Raw genomic sequence first — 17,893 nt, 5'->3', positions numbered from 1 at the left:
CCGTCGTGCCGGGTAGAACAGGAGGCGACACGGACCGAGGAGGCGCGCGATGGCGGGCAGAGGACGCGGCGAGACCGTCGAGGTCGGCGGGCACCGGCTGCAGCTGACCAATCTCGACAAGGTGCTGTACCCCGAGACGGGGACGACGAAGGCCGATGTGCTCGGCTACTACGCAGCCGTCGCCGAGTGGATGCTGCCGCACGTCGAAGGGCGCCCGGCCACGCGCAAGCGCTGGGTGGACGGGGTCGAGGGCCAGGTCTTCTTCGAGAAGAACCTGCCCGACTCCGCGCCCGACTGGGTCGCCCGGCACGAGATCGAGCACAAGGACCACGCGAACGTCTACCCGATGGTCAACGACCTCGCCACGCTGACCTGGCTGGCCCAGGTCGCCGCGCTCGAGGTCCACGTGCCGCAGTGGCGCTTCGGCCCCCGCGGCGCCCGACGGAACCCCGATCGCCTCGTGCTCGACCTCGACCCGGGCGAGGGCGTCGGTCTCGCCGAGTGCGTCGCGGTCGCCCGCGAGCTGAGGCCGATCGTCGAGGGCATGGGTCTCGAGCTCGTGCCCGTGACCAGCGGCAGCAAGGGGGTGCACCTCTACGCGCGCCTCGACGGCCGGCAGACCGGCGAGCAGGTGAGCGCGGTGGCGCACGAGCTGGCCCGGGCCCTGGAGGCCGACCACCCCGATCTCGTGCTGAGCACGATGGGCCGGGCCGATCGCCGCGGCAAGGTGCTGCTCGACTGGTCGCAGAACAACGGCAGCAAGACGACCGTGGCGCCGTACTCGCTGCGCGGACGGTCACGGCCCACCGTCGCGATGCCGCGCACCTGGCGCGAGCTCGCCTCGCCGTCGCTGCGTCAGCTCGAGCACACCGAGGTGCTGTCGCGCCTGAGGCGCCGCGGCGACCCCCTCGCCGACGTGTCGAGCGGCACCCCGGTGCCGCCGGGCGAGCTCGGCGAGGACTTCCGCAACACGGACGACCCCGACCACGACCCGTCCGAGAAGCGCCGGGACCGCCTCGAGATGTACCGCTCGATGCGCGACCCGGCTCGGACGCGCGAGCCGGTGCCCGCCGAGGCCCCGCCCTCGACCGACGGCCGGAGCTTCGTCATCCAGGAGCACCACGCGAGCCGGCTGCACTGGGACTTCCGCCTCGAGCACGACGGCGTGCTCGTCAGCTGGGCCCTGCCGAAGGGCGAGCCCGACGACCCCGGCACGAACCACCTCGCCGTCCAGACGGAGGACCACCCGCTCGAGTACGGGACGTTCGAGGGCACCATCGCGAAGGGCGAGTACGGGGCCGGAGAGGTCACGATCTGGGACTCGGGCGAGTACGACCTCGAGAAGTGGCGCGACGGGAAGGAGGTCATCGTCGTGCTGCACGGCGAGCAGCGCGGCACCCGGCGAGTCGCCCTCATCCACACCGGGCACGGCGGCGGGAAGGCCGAGCGGAACTGGCTGATCCACCGCATGAAGGACGACGACGGCGGCGGGTCCGCGGTCGGGAACTCAGACGCCGAGGGGTCCGAGCGGCGCTCACCCCGCCGAGACGGCCGTCCTCCTGAGAAGCCGACCGGCCGAGGCGCGACGGGCCGCGGCTCGGGCGGCACCTCGTCGGCTCGGAGCACGGAGCGCGAGCCGACGGCGCCCGAGCCGGTGGCGCCGATGCTCGCGACGACGGGCGACGCGCACGACGTCGCCGAGGGCGAGTGGGCGTTCGAGATGAAGTGGGACGGCATCCGCGCGGTCGCGGTGGTCCACGACGGCGAGGTCACCCTGACGAGTCGCAACGGCAACGACCTCACCCCCGCCTACCCCGAGCTGCAGGAGCTGGCCGACCGGGTCGACAGCGAGGGAGGCGCGGTGCTCGACGGCGAGATCGTCGCCGTCGACGAGAAGGGTCGCCCCGACTTCGGCCTCCTGCAGAGCCGCATGGGCCTGACCCGCCCCCGCGACGTGGCGCGGGCCGCCGCCTCGGCACCCGTCCGGCTGCTGCTGTTCGACGTGATGCGGGCCGAGGGCCGCTCGCTCGTCCGCGAGCACTACGACGACCGGCGGGAGGTGCTCGAACGCATCGTCGAGGGCGGCGGCGCGATCGATGTGCCGCCCGCGTTCGACGGCGACCTCGACGCCGCCATGACGACGTCGCGACGACTGCGACTCGAGGGCGTGGTCGCCAAGCGCCGCGACGCGACCTACAGCGCGGGGCGGCGCTCGCGGGCCTGGCTCAAGATGAAGCACCATCGGACGCAGGAGGTCGTGATCGCCGGGTGGCGTCCGGGTGCCGGTCGCCGGGCCGACGGGGTCGGAGCGCTGCTGATGGGCGTGCCGGGCGACGCGGGCCTCGAGTACGTGGGGCGCGTGGGCACCGGGTTCAGCGACCGCGAGCTCGACGAGCTGCTGCCGATGCTCGAGGCCGCCGAGCGGAAGACGAGCCCGCTCGTCGGGGTCCCGCCGGTGGATGCGCGCGGGGCGCGCTGGGTGACGCCGTCGCGGGTCGGCGAGGTGTCGATCGCCGAGTGGACGTCGACCGGTCGCCTCCGGCAGCCGTCGTGGCGCGGCTGGCGCCCGGACAAGTCGCCGGAGGACGTCGTCCGCGAGGGGTGATCGGGCCCGTCGGCGAATCACCCGACCGACCGGGTATCGCCCGGGCTCCGACGGGTGTTGGCTGCAGCATGAGCGTCGACGCATGACCATCCCCGGATCCGAGACGGCCCCCTCCGCCGCGACCCTGCGCGGCCGCCGCGTGGTGCTCGCCGTGGCCGTGCTGGCGTCGTCCGTGGCGTTCCTCGACGGATCGATCGTGACCGTCGCCCTGCCCGCCATCGCCCGCGAGCTCGTGGGCCAGGGCGCGGCGCAGGGGCCGGGCGCCGCCGGGGCCGACCTCGTGCTGCAGCAGTGGGTGGTCGACGCCTACCTGCTCGCCCTCGGCTCGCTGATGCTCGTCGCCGGATCGCTCAGCGACACCTTCGGGCGGGTGCGGGTGCTCCGCATCGGGCTGGTCGCCTTCGCGGTCACGAGCGTGCTGGCCGCCCTCGCACCCGACCCCGGTCTGCTGATCGCCGCCCGAGCGCTGCAGGGCGTCGCGGCGGCGCTGCTCGTCCCGAGCAGTCTCGCGCTCATCACCTCGACCTTCACGGGTGCGGCGCAGGGCCGCGCGATCGGCGCCTGGACCGCCTGGACCGGGGTCGCGTTCCTCATCGGTCCGCTGACCGGAGGAGCCCTGGTCGACACGATCGGCTGGCGCTGGGTGTTCGCCGTCGTCGTCGTGCCCGTGCTGCTGACCCTGATGCTGATGACGCGCCTCCCCGGCGACGCCCATCGGGGCGCGGACGGAGCGCCCGCGCACGTCGACGTGATCGGCGCCGCACTCGCCGCCGTGGGCCTCGCGGGCCCGGTCTTCGCGCTGATCGAGGGGCAGCGCGTGGGGTTCGGCGCCTGGTTCGTCGTGGCCCCGCTGATCGTGGGCCTGGCGGCGCTCGGCGGCTTCGTCTGGTGGGAGCGCCGCGCACCCGCTCCGATGATGCCCCTGTCGCTGTTCCGCACCCGCGAGTTCACCGTCGGCAACCTCGCCACGGTCGGCGTCTACGCCGCGCTGAGCCTCGGGACCCTCACCATCCCCCTGGTCGTCCAGGAGCTCGCGGGTCTGCCGGCCACGCTCGCCGGGCTCGTCACCCTGCCCACCACGATCGTCTCGCTGCTGTTCTCGACCCTGTTCGGCACCCTCGCGGCACGCCACGGGCCCCGGCCGTTCATGACCGTCGGCCCGCTCATCACCGCCGCCGGTTTCCTCTGGATGCTGCTCGTCCGCGAGCCCATCGACGTCCGGTGGCAGATCCTGCCGGGAGTCGTGCTCTTCGGCCTGGGTCTCGCCGTGACCGTCGCACCGCTGACCTCGACGGTGCTCTCGCGGGTGCCCGCCGCGCAGTCCGGCATCGCCTCGGCCGTCAACAACGCGATCTCGCGGGTGGCCGGGCTGGTCGCGGTCGCATTCCTCGGCATCATCGCCGGAGGCGCGTTGACCGTCGATGGGTTCCATCGCGTCATCGTGGTGGTCGCGGTGCTCCTGGCGGCGAGCGCGGTGGTGTCGTCCGTCGGCCTGCGGGGCGCGCACCGCGCCTCCTGATCGACCGCGGCGAGGCGGACGCGCGGACGCGCGGGGTCAGACCCCGAACCGCCGCCAGGAGGCGTCCTGCTGCGCCAGTCGCCGGAGCGCGAGCAGCAGCGGCTCCACCAGCACCGTGCCCAGCACGACGTACTGCACGGCGGCGTCGACCGAGTCGACCGGGATGCCCTCGATCTCGGCCTCGGCGACCGTGGCCATCGCGCGGGCGTACCCGTCGAGCGTGCTCTCGGGCAGATCGAAGCCGGCCGCGTCGAGACCCGCGACGGCGACCTCGAGCGCCGCGAGGACGTCGTCGGAGTCGGGATCGATCGACCACCCCCAGTGCTCGACGAGCGCCCGGGCGCGACCGAGGTCGAGGCCCTCGTCGGCCGTCGGGGTCACCGCCGTCTGGGCGACGCCGAGCATCTCGGCGATCGACGCGTGCTCTCCGTCGAGCTGGGCGAGCACGGCGCGGGCCGTGGCGACGCTGAGACCGCCCACCCCGAGCAGGGCGCGGACGAGGCGCAGCCGTCGGACGTGCTCGTCGCCGTACTGCGCCTGGGTCGCGCTGGTGCGTTCGCCCTCGGGGACGAGCCCCTCGCGGAGGTAGTACTTGATCGTGGCGACCGCGACCCCGGTCGTCTCGGCGAGCTGAGAGATGCGCACGGGACCCCTTGACATTGGATAGTACTGCTCTCCAATATTGGAGAGCAGCACTATCCATCTAAGGAGAGACCATGTCACGAGTCAAGCCGAGACCGAGCCGGACCACCCACGAGCACGACGGGGAGCTCGTCGTCTTCCTGATCGGGATGCGCATCAACCGGTGGTGGCGACCCGACCAGTGGCTCCCGGTCTTCGGCGCGATGGGGCCGATGCTCACCGAGCTCTTCCGCGACCCCGACAGCGGCATCACGGGACTGCGGGTGACGATCGGCCGCGGCGGCCCGGTGCTCGTCCAGTACTGGACGTCGCTCGAGAAGCTCTACGCGTATGCGAGCTCACCCGACCAGGCCCACCGACCGGCCTGGAGCGCCTTCAACCGCCGCGCCCGCTCGGCGCCGGGCGCCGTCGGCATCTGGCACGAGACGTTCGTGGTCGAGCGCGCCGAGAGCATGTACGTCGACGTTCCCGTCTCGGGGCTCGCGCAGGCGACCCGATCGGTGCCCGTCGGGCCCCGCAGCGACACGGCCCGGGACCGGGTGGCGGACGGGCGGACCTCGCCACGCGCCTCCGGCTGAGACCCCGATGCCCGGCAGCGCCGACCGGGGGACGCCGCGCAGGGGCGGCGGCGTACGGTGGCGCTCGTGCCGCACTTCTCCATCATCGCCCCGATCGACGCCCTGGTCGTCGGCGACCGTCACGCGGTCGCGAGGTTCCCGCTGCACGCCACCGTCGTGCCCCCGTTCGGCGTCCTGTCGGGCCGCCACGCGGTCGTCGAGGCCGTCGCCGGGGTGGCGGCGGGCAAGCAGCCCATCCCGACGGCCATCGGGGCGACCGCACGATTCGGCCCGAACCGCGACGTGCCCGTCGCACTCGTCGAGCCGGAGCTCCTGACCGACCTGCACACGAGCCTCCTCGCGGCGCTCGAGCCGCTCGGCTGGGCGCCCGTCGACGCCGACGTCAACGGGACCGGCTACCGGCCCCACGTCGCGGCCACGCGTCAGGCCGCCCTCGCGGTGGGCGCCGTGCTGATCCTCGACCACCTCGCCGTCGTCGATCTCGACCGCGACGAGGCGACCGTGGTCTCCGTCGCCGCCCTCGCGGGCGCCCCCGCCTGAGTCGCCGGCGGGCACGGACCGCGCATCAGGCGCGGGTCAGCCCGAGCAGCCGGATCACGTCGGCGACCTCGTCGGCGGGTGCGCGGCCCGCGTCGACGACCACATGCCGCTCGTCGGCCTGCGGCGGCTCGAGCGTGGCGACCTGCGAGTCGAGCAGCGTCGTCGGCATGAAGTGCCCCTCGCGTGCGGCCATCCGGTCGCCGAGCAGCTCGCGCGTGCCGCGCAGGTAGACGAAGACGACGTTGTGCTCGCGCAGCACGTCGCGGTACCGCCGCTTCAGCGCCGAGCAGGTGATGACGCCGGGCACGCCCGCCAGGGCGTGCTCGATGATCCACGACGACACGGTGTCGAGCCAGGGCGCGCGGTCGTCGTCGTCGAGGGGCGTGCCCGCCGCCATCTTCGCGACGTTCTCGTCGGGGTGCAGATCGTCGCCCTCGGCGAGATCCCAGCCGAGCTCGTCGGCCAGCAGGGCGGCGAGGGTCGACTTGCCCGACCCCGACACGCCCATGACCACCAGCACCGGGTCGGCGGCGTACAGCCCCGAGGAGGCGCGGGTCGGGTTCTCGACGACGGCCATCAGACGGCCGCGCTCGCGAGCAGGACGCCGGCGTGGGCCGTCGAGGGCGTGGGGGCGGCGGTGGCCGAGGCGATCAGGTGCATGCTGTCGCATCCTCTCGAGGACGCGGCGATGCGACCTCTTCGTCAGGTGGATGGTGCGGGATCGATCGCGGACCCGGTGCGAGAACGGGTCTGGCAGTCTGGAGCACGCGATCGATCTGATCAGGTGAATAATCAGATTTATGGAGTGTGCCACACGGCGCCCCGACCGGCAAGACGGCCCGCCCCGACCCCAGGAACCCACGATGACGCTCCGACTCCCGCCCGCCCGCGAACGAGGTCTGCACGGCCGGGTCGTCGACGTCCTCGGCCAGGACATCGTCGACGGACGACTCGCCCCGGCCTCCATCCTGAACCTCGACGACCTGGCCCTGAGGTTCTCCGTCTCGCGCTCCGTGCTCCGCGAGTCGCTGCGCGTGCTGCAGTCGCTCGGCATGGTGGAGCCTCGGCAGCGGGTGGGCACGCAGGTGCTGCCCCGCGCCTCCTGGGATCTCATGAACCCGCAGATCATCCTCTGGCGCGGTCGGGGCTCCGAGTACCACACGCAGATGCGCGAGCTCCTCGAGCTGAGACTGGGCCTCGAACCCGTGGCCGCCCGGCTCAGCGCGACCCGACTGGACCCGCTCCAGGCCGCGCTCGTGCAGCAGGCCGCGAGCACGATGCTCGAGGCCGGGGCCGCCGGCGACGGGCGTCGGTACCTCGAGGCCGACATCGCCTTCCACACGGCGATCCTGCACGGATCGGGCAACTCCGTCATCGGGCACTTCGCCGGGACGGTCGAGGCCCTGCTGCGCACCCGCACCGAAGAGCGGCGCTTCACGATCACCGACTACACGCCCTCCAGCGCCGCCCGGCATCACGCCCTGGCCGACGCCCTCACGGCGCGCGACGACGAGGCGGCGCACGAGGCCGCCTACGCGCTCATCGCGGCCACGGTCGCCGAGTTCGACGACGAAGGGCGGGCCGCCGGGCGCTAGTCGCACCCGGCCGACCCGCCCCGTCCGGCGGTACGGCACGACGGGTCAGTCGACGACCTTCACGTCGGTGAAGGCGCCGGCCTCGACCAGCTGCGCCGCGCCTCCCTCGGGGGCGAAGCTCCACAGACCCGGGGTCGCACCGCCGGCGAGACCGACGAACAGGACGCCGTCGGCGTCGGCCGTGATGCTGCCGGGGCGCGACTCGCTCTGCAGGGCGACGCCCGTGGCGGGGACGACGGTGCGGACGCCCGACGCCGAGGTGACGACGATGTCCTTCGAGGCCAGGTCGACCGTGCACGGCGGTCGGTTCGGGCTGGGGAACGGCAGGCAGAACTGCGAAGCCTGCAGCGCGTAGAACGAGCCGTTCAGCCCGTAGCCGCCGGCGGCGTAGGTCGTGCGGTCCGTCGTGCTCGTGATGCCGCTCGAGACCCCCGAGCCGTCGTCGATGGACCAGAACTGCAGACCGACGGCGCCGCCGCTGTTGGCCTCGTAGTAGGTCGTCGTCCCGGCTCCGGCGATGATGTCGTTCAGGCGGGTGGTCCCCTGCGTGAAGACGCTCTCGGTCGGCGCACCGCCGGCGGCCGGGTAGGTGCGGAGGACGCTCGTGTACAGCACGACGACGTCGCCGTTCGGCCGCACGTCCAGCTGCAGCGGCGTCGAGGGGAAGGCCGCCTCGACCGTGCGACGCGTGCCGTCCGCGCCGAAGGCGACGAGGGAGCCGCCGGCCGTCAGCACGTAGGCCGTGCCCTTCGAGGCGACGTGCAGCTCGCGGGCTCCGACGAGGTCCGTCGCCAGGGTGACCGGACCGGCCTGCGTGGCGGGGTGGCGGACGAGCGTCCCGGCGACGGAGTCGAGGACGACCGCATCGCCGTTCGCGGCGACGTCGTAGCCACCGGGAGACGCGGGGGCGGCCGCGACGTCGACGGGCGCGGAGTCGACGGTCGGGAACGCGACGATGCGTCCGTCCGTGACTGCGAAGACCGCCGTGCCGAGGTCGACCGGGGCGGCGGCCGTCGTGTACGCGACACGCGCGGCGGGACTCGCGACGCCCCTGGTCCAGGCCCTCACCTCGAACCGGAACGTCGCGCCGGCGGCGAGGCCGTCGACGCGGGTGCTCGTGCTCGGCGTGCGGACCCAGACCGTGCGCCCGACGGGGCGCCCGTCGGACGAGACGACGGTGACCGTGTAGCCGGCCGGGGCCGGGCGACCGCTCGTCGCGGGCGCCTTCCAGGCGAAGACGACGGAGGTCGGGCCGGCCGCGGTCGCCGTCAGCTGACGCGGCGTGGACGCCGCGGTGGCGGCGGCCTGGGCGGCGGCCGCCTTCTTCGCGGCGGCGGCCTTCGCAGCCGCGGCCTTCTTCGCAGCGGCGGCCTTCGCAGCAGCCGCCTTCTTCGCAGCAGCCGCCTTCGCAGCAGCCGCCTTCTTCGCAGCGGCCGACTTCGAGGGGGCGGCGGATGAGCTGCTGACGACCGTGCTGCTCGTCGAGCCGGTGACGCCGGTCGAGCCGGTCGAGGCGGCGAGGGCCGGAGCCGACACCCCCAGGGTCAAGGCGGTCGCGAGCGCGACGATGCCGGTGATTCTCCGCATGCGGGTGTACTCCTGACAGGTGGCGGGTTCGGGTTCCGCCAGTCGTGACAGTACTGCCCGGGACCGGTGTCCCCCAAGAGGCGGACCGGGTGAGAGCGGGTGAGAGCGGGTGACCAGCCCGGCGCTCCGGCGCCCTCTCGGGAGCCGAGGGAGTCGTCACGTCCCGTTCATCCGGTGGACGCCTCGACCCGGCAGCATGCCGTCATGATCGCGATGAGCGCCCGGGTGAGGCCCACTGCCGGCATCGACTCGGTGCGCACCCTCGAGCGCGACCTCCGCAGTCGCTACGAGAGCCTGCCGATCAGCCCGCATCAGTACCTGGTCCGCTTCTCGGACGGACCGGTGCTCGTGACGGACGAGCTCGGCTCGCTCCGACTCGACGTCGTCGTGGCCGACGAGCGGTCGGCGCGGCACTTCGTCGACTCGTTCCGCTCGGAGCTCGACATCCGCACCCTCCGCGGCTCGCTGGCCGTGAGCTGGTCGCGCGACGCGACCGCCGCCGTCCCCCTCCGCTGACGCCGCTGCCACCGCCGAGGAGGCGCGGGTCAGCTCTCGGCCGCCGCGATCAGCTTCGACATGGTCCGGTGCAGCAGCACGAGCTCGTCGCGCTCGACGCCGAGGCGCCGCATCATGCGCGACGGGATCGATTCGGCCTCCCCCCGGAGGGCGGCGCCCGCGGGTGTCAGCGCGATGGCGAGGGTGCGCTCGTCGGCCGACCCGCGCCTCCTGGTGACGAGACCCTGGCTCTCGAGTCGCTTGACGAGCGGCGAGAGCGTGCCGGGGTCGAGCCGGAGCGTCTCGGCCAGCGCCCGGAGGGTCAGGGTCGGGCCCTGCCAGAGGGCCAGCATCACGAGGTACTGCGGATGCGTCAGACCGAGCGGCTCGAGCACGGGACGGTACGCCGCGACGACGCTCCGCGAGGCGACCGAGAGCGCGAAGCAGATCTGGCTCTCGAGCGCCAGCGGGTCGGCCGCCTCCAGCGGCGCCGCGTCCGGGGAGGTCACCGCTCGGCCTGCGGGGTCGGGCAGTGCAGCATCGTGCGCGGACCCGTCCGGTCGACCACGTGCTCGTCCATCGCACGGCCGCAGAGGGGGCAGGCGCCCCCGTGGTCGGGTTCGACGAGCGGCGCCTCGTTCTTGAGGCCGAGCTGCGCACCGCCGATGTACGGCCGCAGGCGGCGGTTCAGGCCCTCGACGAGGTCGCCGAAGCGGCTGCCGTGCTCGTAGGTACGGGGTTCTCTGTCGTCTCGTCTCGGGCTCACATCGATTAGCGTACCAACGATTGGTACACCAAGCGAGTGTCGGCGGCAGACGGACGGCCCGCCTCCCCGAGGGGTGGCGGGCCGTTCGAGTGATCTCGCGGGAGCCTACGGAGCGATGCCGCGCCCCCGCGCGAGCACCTGGTGCGCCTGGACGGCGAGCTCGCCACGGACGAGCACCTCGTAGCTGCCGGCCTCCATCGTCTTCGTCGACGCGAAGTCTCGACGACCCCGGAGCGCGGCGTGACCGACGAAGCCCCACAGCGCACCCCAGAGGGCACCGCCGCCGACGGCGATGAGGAGGATGCCGATGAAGGCGACGTTCGTGGCGAACAGACCGAAGAGGAGCCCCAGGAACAGGCCGAACCAGGCTCCTCCCCCGGCGCCTCGAGCCGCCGCACCGCCCTTGGTCAGTCGCCCGGTCACGTTCTCGACGGTGCGGATGTCATGACCGACGATCGAGACGCTCTCGACGGGGAACCCCTCGTCCGAGAGCAGATCGACGGCCGACTGGGCGTCCTCGTAGCGGGTGAAGGTCGCCAGGGTCTGCGGCTGACCGCCCCCGGCGAAGGCACCGGTGCCGCGGGGGCCGGGCGTCCCGTCGGTCGCGCTCGGGCGAGTCGCCGCGGGAGGGACGACTCCGCCCCTCGGCGGCGCCGGAGAGTCGTGGGGCGCCGCGGGGGGCGCCTGAGCGCCGGTCGCATCTGTCTCGCCGCCACCGACGGGCGTCGGGGCGTACTCGCCGTAGGCCGGACGCGGACGCTGATCGGGGGCCGCAGCGCCCGAGGCGGTCTCGCCCGGGGTCGTCCCCGAGGAGGCGGGGGTCGCGTGGGGGTCGGGGGTGCTGCCGGTGCCGGACTGATCGTCGCTCATGCATCAGTTCTACCGTCGCGGACGACCGCGTGGAGCTTATGCACAGAGCGCTCCCAGACACAGGCGGCGGCAGGCCGCGTGAGCGCCGCCGGACGACCAGCTGCCCACCGAGGGCTGGGATCGAGGGCTGGGAACGAGAAAAGGCACCCGCTCTGCGGATGCCTTCTCGTGAGGGTGGATCTGAGGGGACTCGAACCCCTGACCCCCTGCATGCCATGCAGGTGCGCTACCAGCTGCGCCACAGACCCGTATTCGTTTTCTCTTCGCTGCGTCTCTCGAAGCAACTCGTCAACCTTACTACACAAATCGCGCGAGGTTGAACACCCCCGCGACCGCGGCGGGACGAGCCGGGCTCGCACCCTCTGACGCGACCCGGACCCCGTCGCCGGACGGCGTCCGGTCCCCGCCGGGTGGCGGCCGAGACGACGAGACCGCGACGCCGATCATGCACGGAATGCGGGTCGGCGGTCGCGGTCGACTGTCGGAGGAGGCTCAGGCCTCGTTCTGCGCGGGCTGCGGCAGCTCGATCGGGATCGTCGGGCAGTCGCTCCACAGACGCTCGAGCGAGTAGTACTGACGGTCTTCATCGTGGAAGACGTGGACGACCAGGTCGCCGAAGTCGAGGAGGATCCATCGCCCCTCGGCACGGCCTTCGCGGCGGAGCGTCTTGACCCCGGCCTCGAGCATCTTGTCTTCGACCTCGCCGGCGATGGCGACGACGTTGCGCTCGCTGCGGCCGGAGGCCAGCAGGAAGATGTCGGTGAGGGGCAGCGGCTCGGAGACGTCGAGCGCGACGAGGTCGTCGGCCTGCTTGTCGTCGGCGGCGCGGGCCGCGATCTGCAGGAGCTCGATGGCGCGAGGGGTGGCTGTCACGGATGCCTTAGATGTCGGTGATGCAGAGGATGAGGAGGGTCACTGACCCAGGATGCCCGACGCGAAACCCGCGACGACCACACCGATGATACCTGCTCCGATGATACCGCCGCCGATCCCGAGGAAGAGCGGCAGCCGGCTCGCCTTCGGCTGCGAGGCCGCGAGCACCACCGCACGGGTGGAGGTGTGCGTGCTGATGGCCCGGCTGGCCCGCACGGGCACGGCGTCGGTCTCGGCGTTCTCGGCGTCGCCCTGCTCGAGCAGGCGGTCGATGTCGGCGCTGTCGACACGCGCCTGCGAGCCCGTCGCTCCGAGACTGCGCGGCAAGTCGATCGAGCCGGTGATGATGATCTCGCCCGTGGCGTTCAGGGCACCGGTCACGTCGGCGACCTGCTGGTCCGTCAGGATCAGCGCGTTCGTCTGACCGGTGTGGGTGCCGAGAGCGCGACCCGGGGCGGTGTCGCCGTCGGGCTCGCTGCTCTGGGTGGTCCAATGACCGACCGGCGGCACGAAGCCGTTCGACTCGGGCGCCGAGGCGGGGATCGTGGGCACGACCGGACGCACCGGGGCCGCAGGCGCCGCGGCGGCGGGGCCGCTCGGCTCGCGGCGGTCGAACGACGCCGGTCGCAACGCGGGGGTCGGAGCCGAGGAGGCGCTGGTCGCCTCGGACCCTGGTGTCTCGCCGGACGACGGCGCGCTCGTCACCCGGGGGATCTGCCCGGTGGGGGCGATGATCTCGTCGACGGCGCTGAATGCCTCGGACAGGGGCCGACGGGGCTCGGGGCCGGGGGGCTGGAGCGGGACGGGCTCGGCCGCCTTGCCCGACTGGGCCTCACGGAGAGCGCGCAGCTCGCGACGGGTCAGGCCGCGCTCGGATCCGGAGGCCGTCGCCGACGTGGGGATCGACGACGGGGCGGGCGTCGACCCGGGGGCGGGCGTCGAGGCCGGGGTCGGCGTGGACGCAGACGCCGCCTCGGGGGCGGGCGCGGACGCCGGGTCAGGCGCGGACGCCGGGGCGGGCGCGGACGCCGGGGCGGGCGCGGGGGCCGACGCAGGCGCCGCCGCGGATGCGGGCGCCGGGGCGGGAGCGGGCACCGAGGCCGGGGTGGGCATCGATGCGGGGGCGGACGCCGGGACGGGGATCGCGCCGGTGACCGCCTGACCGGCCTCGCGGGCACGCTCGAGGTCTCGAACCTGCCGTCGGGTCAGGGGCGGCTGGCCGTCGGACGAACTCATGCAACGCTCCGATACAGATGGTGCTTGGAGATGTACTGGACGACCCCGTCGGGGACCAGGTACCAGACCGGGAAGTCTCGGGCGACCCGGGCGCGGCAGTCGGTCGACGAGATGGCCAGCGCGGGGACTTCGAGCAAGCTTACGTCGCTCTCGGGCAGTCCGCTCACGGTCAGGTCGTGACCGGGGCGCGACACGGCGACGAAGTGCGCGAGGTCCCAGAGCTCCTGGACGTCTTTCCAGTCGAGGATCTGCGCGACCGCGTCGGCGCCGGTGATGAAGAAGAGCTGGGCGTCGGGCCGCTGAGCGCGGACGTCTCGCAGGGTGTCGATCGTGTACGTGGGGCCGTGACGGTCGATGTCGAGGCGACTGACCGTGAACATCGGGTTCGAGGCCGTGGCGATGACCGTCATGAGGTACCGGTGCTCGCCGTCGGTGACGCCCGTCTTCATGTAGGGCTGCCCCGTGGGGACGAAGAGGACCTCGTCGAGATCGAACGACTGGGCGACCTCGCTGGCCGCCACGAGGTGGCCGTGGTGGATGGGGTCGAAGGTGCCGCCCATGATGCCGACGCGGGGTCGCCGACCCGGCCCGGTGCCGGCCTGCGCCGACGACTCCGAGGTGCTGGCCGCGACCATGGTGTCCGTCTCTCGGGTCAGTGCGATTCGGGGTGGCCGAATTCGTCGACCGGGCCGGACTTGTGCTCCTGCGACTTGGCCTTGCGGGGGCTGCGGTTGGCGACGTCGCGGTAGCTCCACACGACGTACCCGAGGAACAGGAAGAAGACGCCGAACACCAGCGAGATCACGACCGGGGGCGCCAGCAGGGGCGCGAGTTCTTCGTGGGCCGCAGCGAGGAGGGTGACGTCGAGCATGGGTACTCCGTTTCGAGAGGACGATCCGGGCCAGTCTAGCCGCGCACCTGACCGCTGCCGCGCACGACCCATTTCGTGCTCGTCAGCTCGCCGAGGCCCATGGGCCCGCGCGCGTGGAGCTTCTGGGTGGAGATCCCGACCTCGGCTCCGAAGCCGAACTCGCCGCCGTCGGTGAAGCGCGTCGAGGCGTTGACCATGACGACGGCGCTGTCGACCTCGGCCAGGAAGCGCTCGGCGCTGACGAGATCGGCCGTCACGATGCTCTCGGTGTGCCCCGTGGACCAGCGGCGGATGTGCGACATCGCCGCGTCGAGGTCGTCGACGACGGCGACCGCCAGGTCGAGGCTCATGTACTCCGCAGCCCAGTCGTCGTCCGTCGCCGGCACGACGTCGGCGACGAGGGTGCTCGTGCGGGCGTCGCCGTGGACCGTGACCCCGGCCCGCCGCAGGGCCGGGACGATGACGGGCAGCAGCCGCTCGGCCGAGTCGGCGTGCACCAGCAGCGTCTCGAGCGCGTTGCAGACGCTCGGTCGGCTGGTCTTGGCGTCGAGGACGATGTCGACGCTCATCGCGGCGTCTGCCGACGCGTCGAGGAACACGTGGACGACGCCCGCACCGGTCTCGATCACCGGCACGGTGGACTGCTCCACCACGGTCCGGATGAGCTCCGCGCTCCCCCGAGGCACGAGCACGTCGATGAGTCCGCGCGCGGTCATCAGCCGGGCCGCCCCGTCACGACCGAACTCGTCGACGGTGACGACGGCGTCGGCGGGGAGACCGGACCGCACCAGCGCCTCCTGCACGACCTCCACCAGCACGGCGTTCGTGCGCTGCGCTGCGCTGCCGCCCCGGAGCACCGCCGCATTGCCGCTCTTGAGGGCGAGCGCGGCGATGTCGATGGTCACGTTCGGCCGGGCCTCGTAGATGGCTCCGACGACGCCGAACGGCACCCTGACCTGGTCGAGCCGCAGCCCGTTCGGCAGCACGCGCCCGCGGACGGTCTCGCCGACCGGGTCGACGAGGGTCGCCACGAGCTCCGTCGCCGCGGCCAGGGCGCGCAGCCGGTCGCCGTCGAGTCGGAGTCGGTCGCGCAGGGAGTCCGACAGCCCGGCCTCGGCACCCGCCCGGAGGTCGAGCTCGTTGGCCGCGGTGATCCGGTCCTCGGCGGCGACGATCGCGGCGGCGATCTCCCGGAGAGCCGCGTTCTTCGCGTCGGCGGTCGAGGTCGCGAGCGCCGACGCCGCCCGTTTCGCCGCGGTCAGCTTGTCATCGAACGAGGGGACGACGGCTTCTCGGGCTGACATGGGGTCGATCTTACGGTCCGACGGCCTCGAAGAACGTGCCCACGTCGTCGCCCGAGAGCGCCCGGGCGACGTTCGCGGTCGAGGTCACCAGCACCGGCGTGCCCGCCTCGGCCGCATAGCGCGCGGCGGCGACCTTCGTGCCCGCGCCTCCCGTGCCGACCCCTGCGGCGCCGACGTCGCCGAACGTCACGCCGCGCAGCTCGTCGCCGAAGGGGACGTCGACGATCTTGACGGCCCCGGCCTCGTGGGGCGGCCTCGTGTACAGCGCGTCGACGTCGCTCAGCAGCACGAGGGCGTCGGCGCCGATCAGCTTCGAGACGAGGGCGGCGAGGCGGTCGTTGTCGCCGAAGCGGATCTCCTGTGTCGCGACCGTGTCGTTCTCGTTGACGATGGGCAGGATCCGCAGGTCGAGCAGTCGCGACATCGCCCGCTGGGCGTTGCTGCGGTGCGTCGGGTTCTGGATGTCGCCCGCGGTGAGCAGCACCTGCCCGGCGACGATGGAGTACCGGCGGAGGCTCTGCTGATACCGGTAGATCAGCACGTTCTGCCCCACGGCGGCCGCCGCCTGCTGCGTCGCGAGATCGGTCGGCCGCGCGTCGAGTCGCAGATGGGGCATGCCGGTCGCGATGGCTCCCGACGACACGAGGACGATCTCGGCGCCGCGTCCGTAGGCCGCAGCCAGGGCGTCGACGAGCGGATCGATCTGACCGGCGTTGTCGCCGCTGATCGACGACGAGCCGACCTTCACGACGATGCGCCGAGCCGACGCGATGCCGGCCCGGTCGATCACGCGGGCGCCCTCCCGGCGGGGCGACGACGACGCCGTGTCGCTCATGCCTTGTCGTCGCCCTCTTTCACGAGGAACCCGTCGTCGTCGGTCCACATGCCCGAGGCGCGCTCGCGCTGCAGCTCGGCACGCGCCTCCGCCTTCGCGTCCATGCGCTCGAAGTACTCCTCGCGACGCTGGTTGCGCGTGGGCCGGTCGTTCTTGATGAGTCGGGGGTCGGTGCCTCGGGCGCTGGTCATCAGCTCGGCCGTCGAGGTCAGCGTGGGCTCCCAGTCGAAGACGATGCCGCCCTCGGGCCCGATCACGACCGTCGAGCCGGCCTGCGCCCCGGCCTTGAACAGGGCGTCCTCGACGCCGATGGTGTTGAGCCGGTCGGCGAGGTAGCCCACCGCCTCCTCGTTGTTGAAGTCGGTCTGCACGACCCAGCGCTCGGGCTTCTCGCCCAGGATCCGATAGACGTTGCCGTAGGTGCCGCCCTCGACGCGGATGATGAAGGGCTTCTCGTTGACGGCGCGGGGACGCATGACGAGTCGAGGAGGCGCGGGTCGGGCGGCGATCTCGGCCCGGCTCGCCTCGACGACGTCGGCCAGCGCGAAGGAGAGGTTCCGCAGCCCCTCGTGACTGACCGCGGAGATCTCGAAGACCTTGTAGCCGCGCGCCTCGAGCTCGGGGGTGACGAAGTCGGCGAGCTCGCGGCCGTCGGGCACGTCGACCTTGTTCAGGGCGATCAGCTGAGGACGCTCGAGCAGCGGCAGCTGCCCCTCGGGGACGGGGTAGGCCTCGAGCTCGCCGAGGATGATGTCGAGATCGGTCAGCGGATCGCGGCCCGGGTCGAGCGTCGCGCAGTCGAGGACGTGGAGCAGGGCCGAGCAGCGCTCGACGTGGCGGAGGAACTCGAGCCCGAGCCCCTTGCCCTCGCTGGCCCCCTCGATGAGCCCCGGGACGTCGGCGACCGTGTAGCGCGTCTCGCCCGACTCGACGACGCCGAGGTTGGGGTGCAGCGTGGTGAACGGGTAGTCGGCGATCTTCGGCTTGGCGGCCGACAGAGCGGCGACCAGGCTCGACTTGCCGGCCGACGGGTAGCCGACCAGGGCGATGTCCGCGACGACCTTGAGCTCGAGCAGGACGTCGCCCTGCCAGCCGGGCGTGCCGAGGAGCGCGAAGCCGGGGGCCTTGCGCTTGGTCGACGACAGAGCCGCGTTGCCGAGTCCGCCGATGCCGCCCTGGGCGGCGACGAAGCGCATGCCGGGCTCGACCATGTCGATGAGCTCGGTGCCGTCCTCGCTCTTGACGACCGTGCCGACCGGGACGGTCAGCTCGAGCAGCTCGCCGTTCGTGCCGCTGCGGTGGTCGCCCATGCCGAAGCCGCCGTTCTCGCTCGAGCGGTGCGGGGCGCGGTGGAATCCGAGGAGGGTCGTGACGCCGGTGTCGCTGACCAGCACGATGTCTCCGCCGTGCCCGCCGTTGCCGCCGTCAGGCCCGGCGAGGGGTTTGAACTTCTCGCGCTTGACGGACACGCAGCCGTTGCCGCCGTTGCCGGCGCGCAGGTGCAGGGTGACGTGGTCGACGAATGTGGCCATGGGGTGCAGTCATTTCAGTCTCTGGGGCCGGGGATGGACTCCCGG

At 72.9% G+C, this 17,893-nt stretch carries 19 protein-coding genes and 1 tRNA gene; 6 read left to right on the top strand and 14 right to left on the bottom strand.

The window, feature by feature from the left end; genetic code table 11:
* Nucleotides 1–49 precede the first annotated feature (49 nt).
* Together ASF17_RS02250 and ASF17_RS02245 are read left to right on the top strand one after the other, a co-directional pair.
* Nucleotides 50–2,605, top strand: coding sequence for an ATP-dependent DNA ligase (locus ASF17_RS02250; RefSeq protein WP_055794783.1), 2,556 nt, complete (start codon nt 50–52; stop codon nt 2,603–2,605).
* Between the two features lie 82 nt (nt 2,606–2,687).
* Complete coding sequence (locus ASF17_RS02245; protein WP_055794781.1) at nt 2,688–4,124, top strand: MFS transporter; 1,437 nt, start codon at nt 2,688–2,690, stop codon at nt 4,122–4,124.
* 36 nt (nt 4,125–4,160) lie between these two features.
* Here ASF17_RS02245 and ASF17_RS02240 read toward each other — a convergent pair whose 3' ends face one another.
* Complete coding sequence (locus ASF17_RS02240; protein WP_055794779.1) at nt 4,161–4,769, bottom strand: MerR family transcriptional regulator; 609 nt, start codon at nt 4,767–4,769, stop codon at nt 4,161–4,163.
* A 71-nt stretch (nt 4,770–4,840) separates the two neighbouring features.
* Between ASF17_RS02240 and ASF17_RS02235 the strand changes: the two genes are divergently transcribed.
* Together ASF17_RS02235 and ASF17_RS02230 are read left to right on the top strand one after the other, a co-directional pair.
* Entirely contained in the window at nt 4,841–5,344 is a 504-nt protein-coding gene (locus ASF17_RS02235) for a DUF4188 domain-containing protein (RefSeq protein ID WP_055794777.1), read from the top strand.
* Nucleotides 5,345–5,410: 66 nt separating this feature from the next.
* Entirely contained in the window at nt 5,411–5,884 is a 474-nt protein-coding gene (locus tag ASF17_RS02230; RefSeq protein WP_162236405.1) for a 2'-5' RNA ligase family protein, read from the top strand.
* A 25-nt stretch (nt 5,885–5,909) separates the two neighbouring features.
* Here the strand turns inward: ASF17_RS02230 and ASF17_RS02225 are convergent, their stop codons facing one another.
* The gene (locus tag ASF17_RS02225) at nt 5,910–6,461 is read right to left on the bottom strand and encodes a gluconokinase (RefSeq protein ID WP_055794773.1); all 552 of its coding nucleotides are present in this window, start codon (nt 6,459–6,461) and stop codon (nt 5,910–5,912) included.
* 286 nt (nt 6,462–6,747) lie between these two features.
* On the opposite strand from ASF17_RS02225, the gene ASF17_RS02220 reads away from it, so the two are divergent.
* A complete protein-coding gene (locus ASF17_RS02220) occupies nt 6,748–7,479 on the top strand; it encodes a FadR/GntR family transcriptional regulator (protein ID WP_055794771.1) in 732 nt (243 codons plus the stop codon).
* Between the two features lie 45 nt (nt 7,480–7,524).
* On the opposite strand, the gene ASF17_RS15470 is transcribed toward ASF17_RS02220, so the two are convergent.
* Complete coding sequence (locus tag ASF17_RS15470) at nt 7,525–9,066, bottom strand: fibronectin type III domain-containing protein (protein ID WP_055794769.1); 1,542 nt, start codon at nt 9,064–9,066, stop codon at nt 7,525–7,527.
* 204 nt (nt 9,067–9,270) lie between these two features.
* Here ASF17_RS15470 and ASF17_RS02210 point away from each other — a divergent pair, with 204 nt between their 5' ends.
* Nucleotides 9,271–9,582, top strand: a complete 312-nt coding sequence (locus ASF17_RS02210) for a hypothetical protein (protein WP_156357258.1) — start codon at nt 9,271–9,273, stop codon at nt 9,580–9,582.
* Nucleotides 9,583–9,611: 29 nt separating this feature from the next.
* Here the strand turns inward: ASF17_RS02210 and ASF17_RS02205 are convergent, their stop codons facing one another.
* The 11 genes from ASF17_RS02205 to obgE form a co-directional block, all read right to left on the bottom strand.
* Nucleotides 9,612–10,070 (bottom strand): MarR family winged helix-turn-helix transcriptional regulator, encoded by a 459-nt coding sequence (locus tag ASF17_RS02205; RefSeq protein ID WP_055794765.1) that lies wholly within the window; start codon nt 10,068–10,070, stop codon nt 9,612–9,614.
* Nucleotides 10,067–10,327 (bottom strand): hypothetical protein, encoded by a 261-nt coding sequence (locus ASF17_RS02200; RefSeq protein ID WP_055794762.1) that lies wholly within the window; start codon nt 10,325–10,327, stop codon nt 10,067–10,069. Before ASF17_RS02200 ends, ASF17_RS02205 begins: the two co-directional genes overlap by 4 nt.
* A 105-nt stretch (nt 10,328–10,432) precedes the next feature.
* Nucleotides 10,433–11,197: a general stress protein gene (locus ASF17_RS15930; protein ID WP_235476309.1), complete on the bottom strand. Its 765-nt coding sequence runs from the start codon at nt 11,195–11,197 to the stop codon at nt 10,433–10,435.
* A 175-nt stretch (nt 11,198–11,372) separates the two neighbouring features.
* Nucleotides 11,373–11,445: transfer RNA gene (locus ASF17_RS02190), tRNA-Ala, on the bottom strand.
* 244 nt (nt 11,446–11,689) lie between these two features.
* Nucleotides 11,690–12,070: a ribosome silencing factor gene (gene rsfS, locus ASF17_RS02185; protein ID WP_055794760.1), complete on the bottom strand. Its 381-nt coding sequence runs from the start codon at nt 12,068–12,070 to the stop codon at nt 11,690–11,692.
* Between the two features lie 39 nt (nt 12,071–12,109).
* A complete protein-coding gene (locus tag ASF17_RS15465; protein WP_156357257.1) occupies nt 12,110–13,306 on the bottom strand; it encodes a hypothetical protein in 1,197 nt (398 codons plus the stop codon).
* Nucleotides 13,303–13,941, bottom strand: a complete 639-nt coding sequence (nadD, locus tag ASF17_RS02170; RefSeq protein ID WP_082474975.1) for a nicotinate-nucleotide adenylyltransferase — start codon at nt 13,939–13,941, stop codon at nt 13,303–13,305. Before nadD ends, ASF17_RS15465 begins: the two co-directional genes overlap by 4 nt.
* Before the next feature lie 17 nt (nt 13,942–13,958).
* A complete protein-coding gene (locus ASF17_RS02165) occupies nt 13,959–14,177 on the bottom strand; it encodes a hypothetical protein (RefSeq protein WP_055794755.1) in 219 nt (72 codons plus the stop codon).
* A 35-nt stretch (nt 14,178–14,212) separates the two neighbouring features.
* Nucleotides 14,213–15,481, bottom strand: coding sequence for a glutamate-5-semialdehyde dehydrogenase (locus ASF17_RS02160; RefSeq protein ID WP_055794754.1), 1,269 nt, complete (start codon nt 15,479–15,481; stop codon nt 14,213–14,215).
* 10 nt (nt 15,482–15,491) lie between these two features.
* Entirely contained in the window at nt 15,492–16,316 is an 825-nt protein-coding gene (proB, locus tag ASF17_RS02155) for a glutamate 5-kinase (RefSeq protein WP_055794753.1), read from the bottom strand.
* A complete protein-coding gene (gene obgE, locus ASF17_RS02150; RefSeq protein ID WP_055794750.1) occupies nt 16,313–17,848 on the bottom strand; it encodes a GTPase ObgE in 1,536 nt (511 codons plus the stop codon). The genes proB and obgE overlap by 4 nt, the downstream gene beginning before the upstream one ends.
* Nucleotides 17,849–17,893 lie beyond the last annotated feature (45 nt).

It is taken from the genome of Frigoribacterium sp. Leaf263, from assembly GCF_001422285.1.
GTDB lineage: Bacteria > Actinomycetota > Actinomycetes > Actinomycetales > Microbacteriaceae > Frigoribacterium.
This window is presented reverse-complemented; position numbering and strand designations above follow the sequence as displayed.

Coding starts and splice junctions, on each gene's coding strand:
- nadD (WP_082474975.1), bottom strand. CDS start 13,941: ATGGTCGCGGCCAGCACCTCGGAGTCGTCGGCGCAGGCCGGCACCGGG.
- ASF17_RS02225 (WP_055794773.1), bottom strand. CDS start 6,461: ATGGCCGTCGTCGAGAACCCGACCCGCGCCTCCTCGGGGCTGTACGCC.
- ASF17_RS02160 (WP_055794754.1), bottom strand. CDS start 15,481: ATGTCAGCCCGAGAAGCCGTCGTCCCCTCGTTCGATGACAAGCTGACC.
- ASF17_RS15470 (WP_055794769.1), bottom strand. CDS start 9,066: ATGCGGAGAATCACCGGCATCGTCGCGCTCGCGACCGCCTTGACCCTG.
- ASF17_RS02235 (WP_055794777.1), top strand. CDS start 4,841: ATGTCACGAGTCAAGCCGAGACCGAGCCGGACCACCCACGAGCACGAC.
- ASF17_RS02245 (WP_055794781.1), top strand. CDS start 2,688: ATGACCATCCCCGGATCCGAGACGGCCCCCTCCGCCGCGACCCTGCGC.
- ASF17_RS02220 (WP_055794771.1), top strand. CDS start 6,748: ATGACGCTCCGACTCCCGCCCGCCCGCGAACGAGGTCTGCACGGCCGG.
- ASF17_RS02210 (WP_156357258.1), top strand. CDS start 9,271: ATGATCGCGATGAGCGCCCGGGTGAGGCCCACTGCCGGCATCGACTCG.
- ASF17_RS02165 (WP_055794755.1), bottom strand. CDS start 14,177: ATGCTCGACGTCACCCTCCTCGCTGCGGCCCACGAAGAACTCGCGCCC.
- proB (WP_055794753.1), bottom strand. CDS start 16,316: ATGAGCGACACGGCGTCGTCGTCGCCCCGCCGGGAGGGCGCCCGCGTG.
- ASF17_RS02250 (WP_055794783.1), top strand. CDS start 50: ATGGCGGGCAGAGGACGCGGCGAGACCGTCGAGGTCGGCGGGCACCGG.
- obgE (WP_055794750.1), bottom strand. CDS start 17,848: ATGGCCACATTCGTCGACCACGTCACCCTGCACCTGCGCGCCGGCAAC.
- ASF17_RS15465 (WP_156357257.1), bottom strand. CDS start 13,306: ATGAGTTCGTCCGACGGCCAGCCGCCCCTGACCCGACGGCAGGTTCGA.
- ASF17_RS15930 (WP_235476309.1), bottom strand. CDS start 11,197: ATGAGCGACGATCAGTCCGGCACCGGCAGCACCCCCGACCCCCACGCG.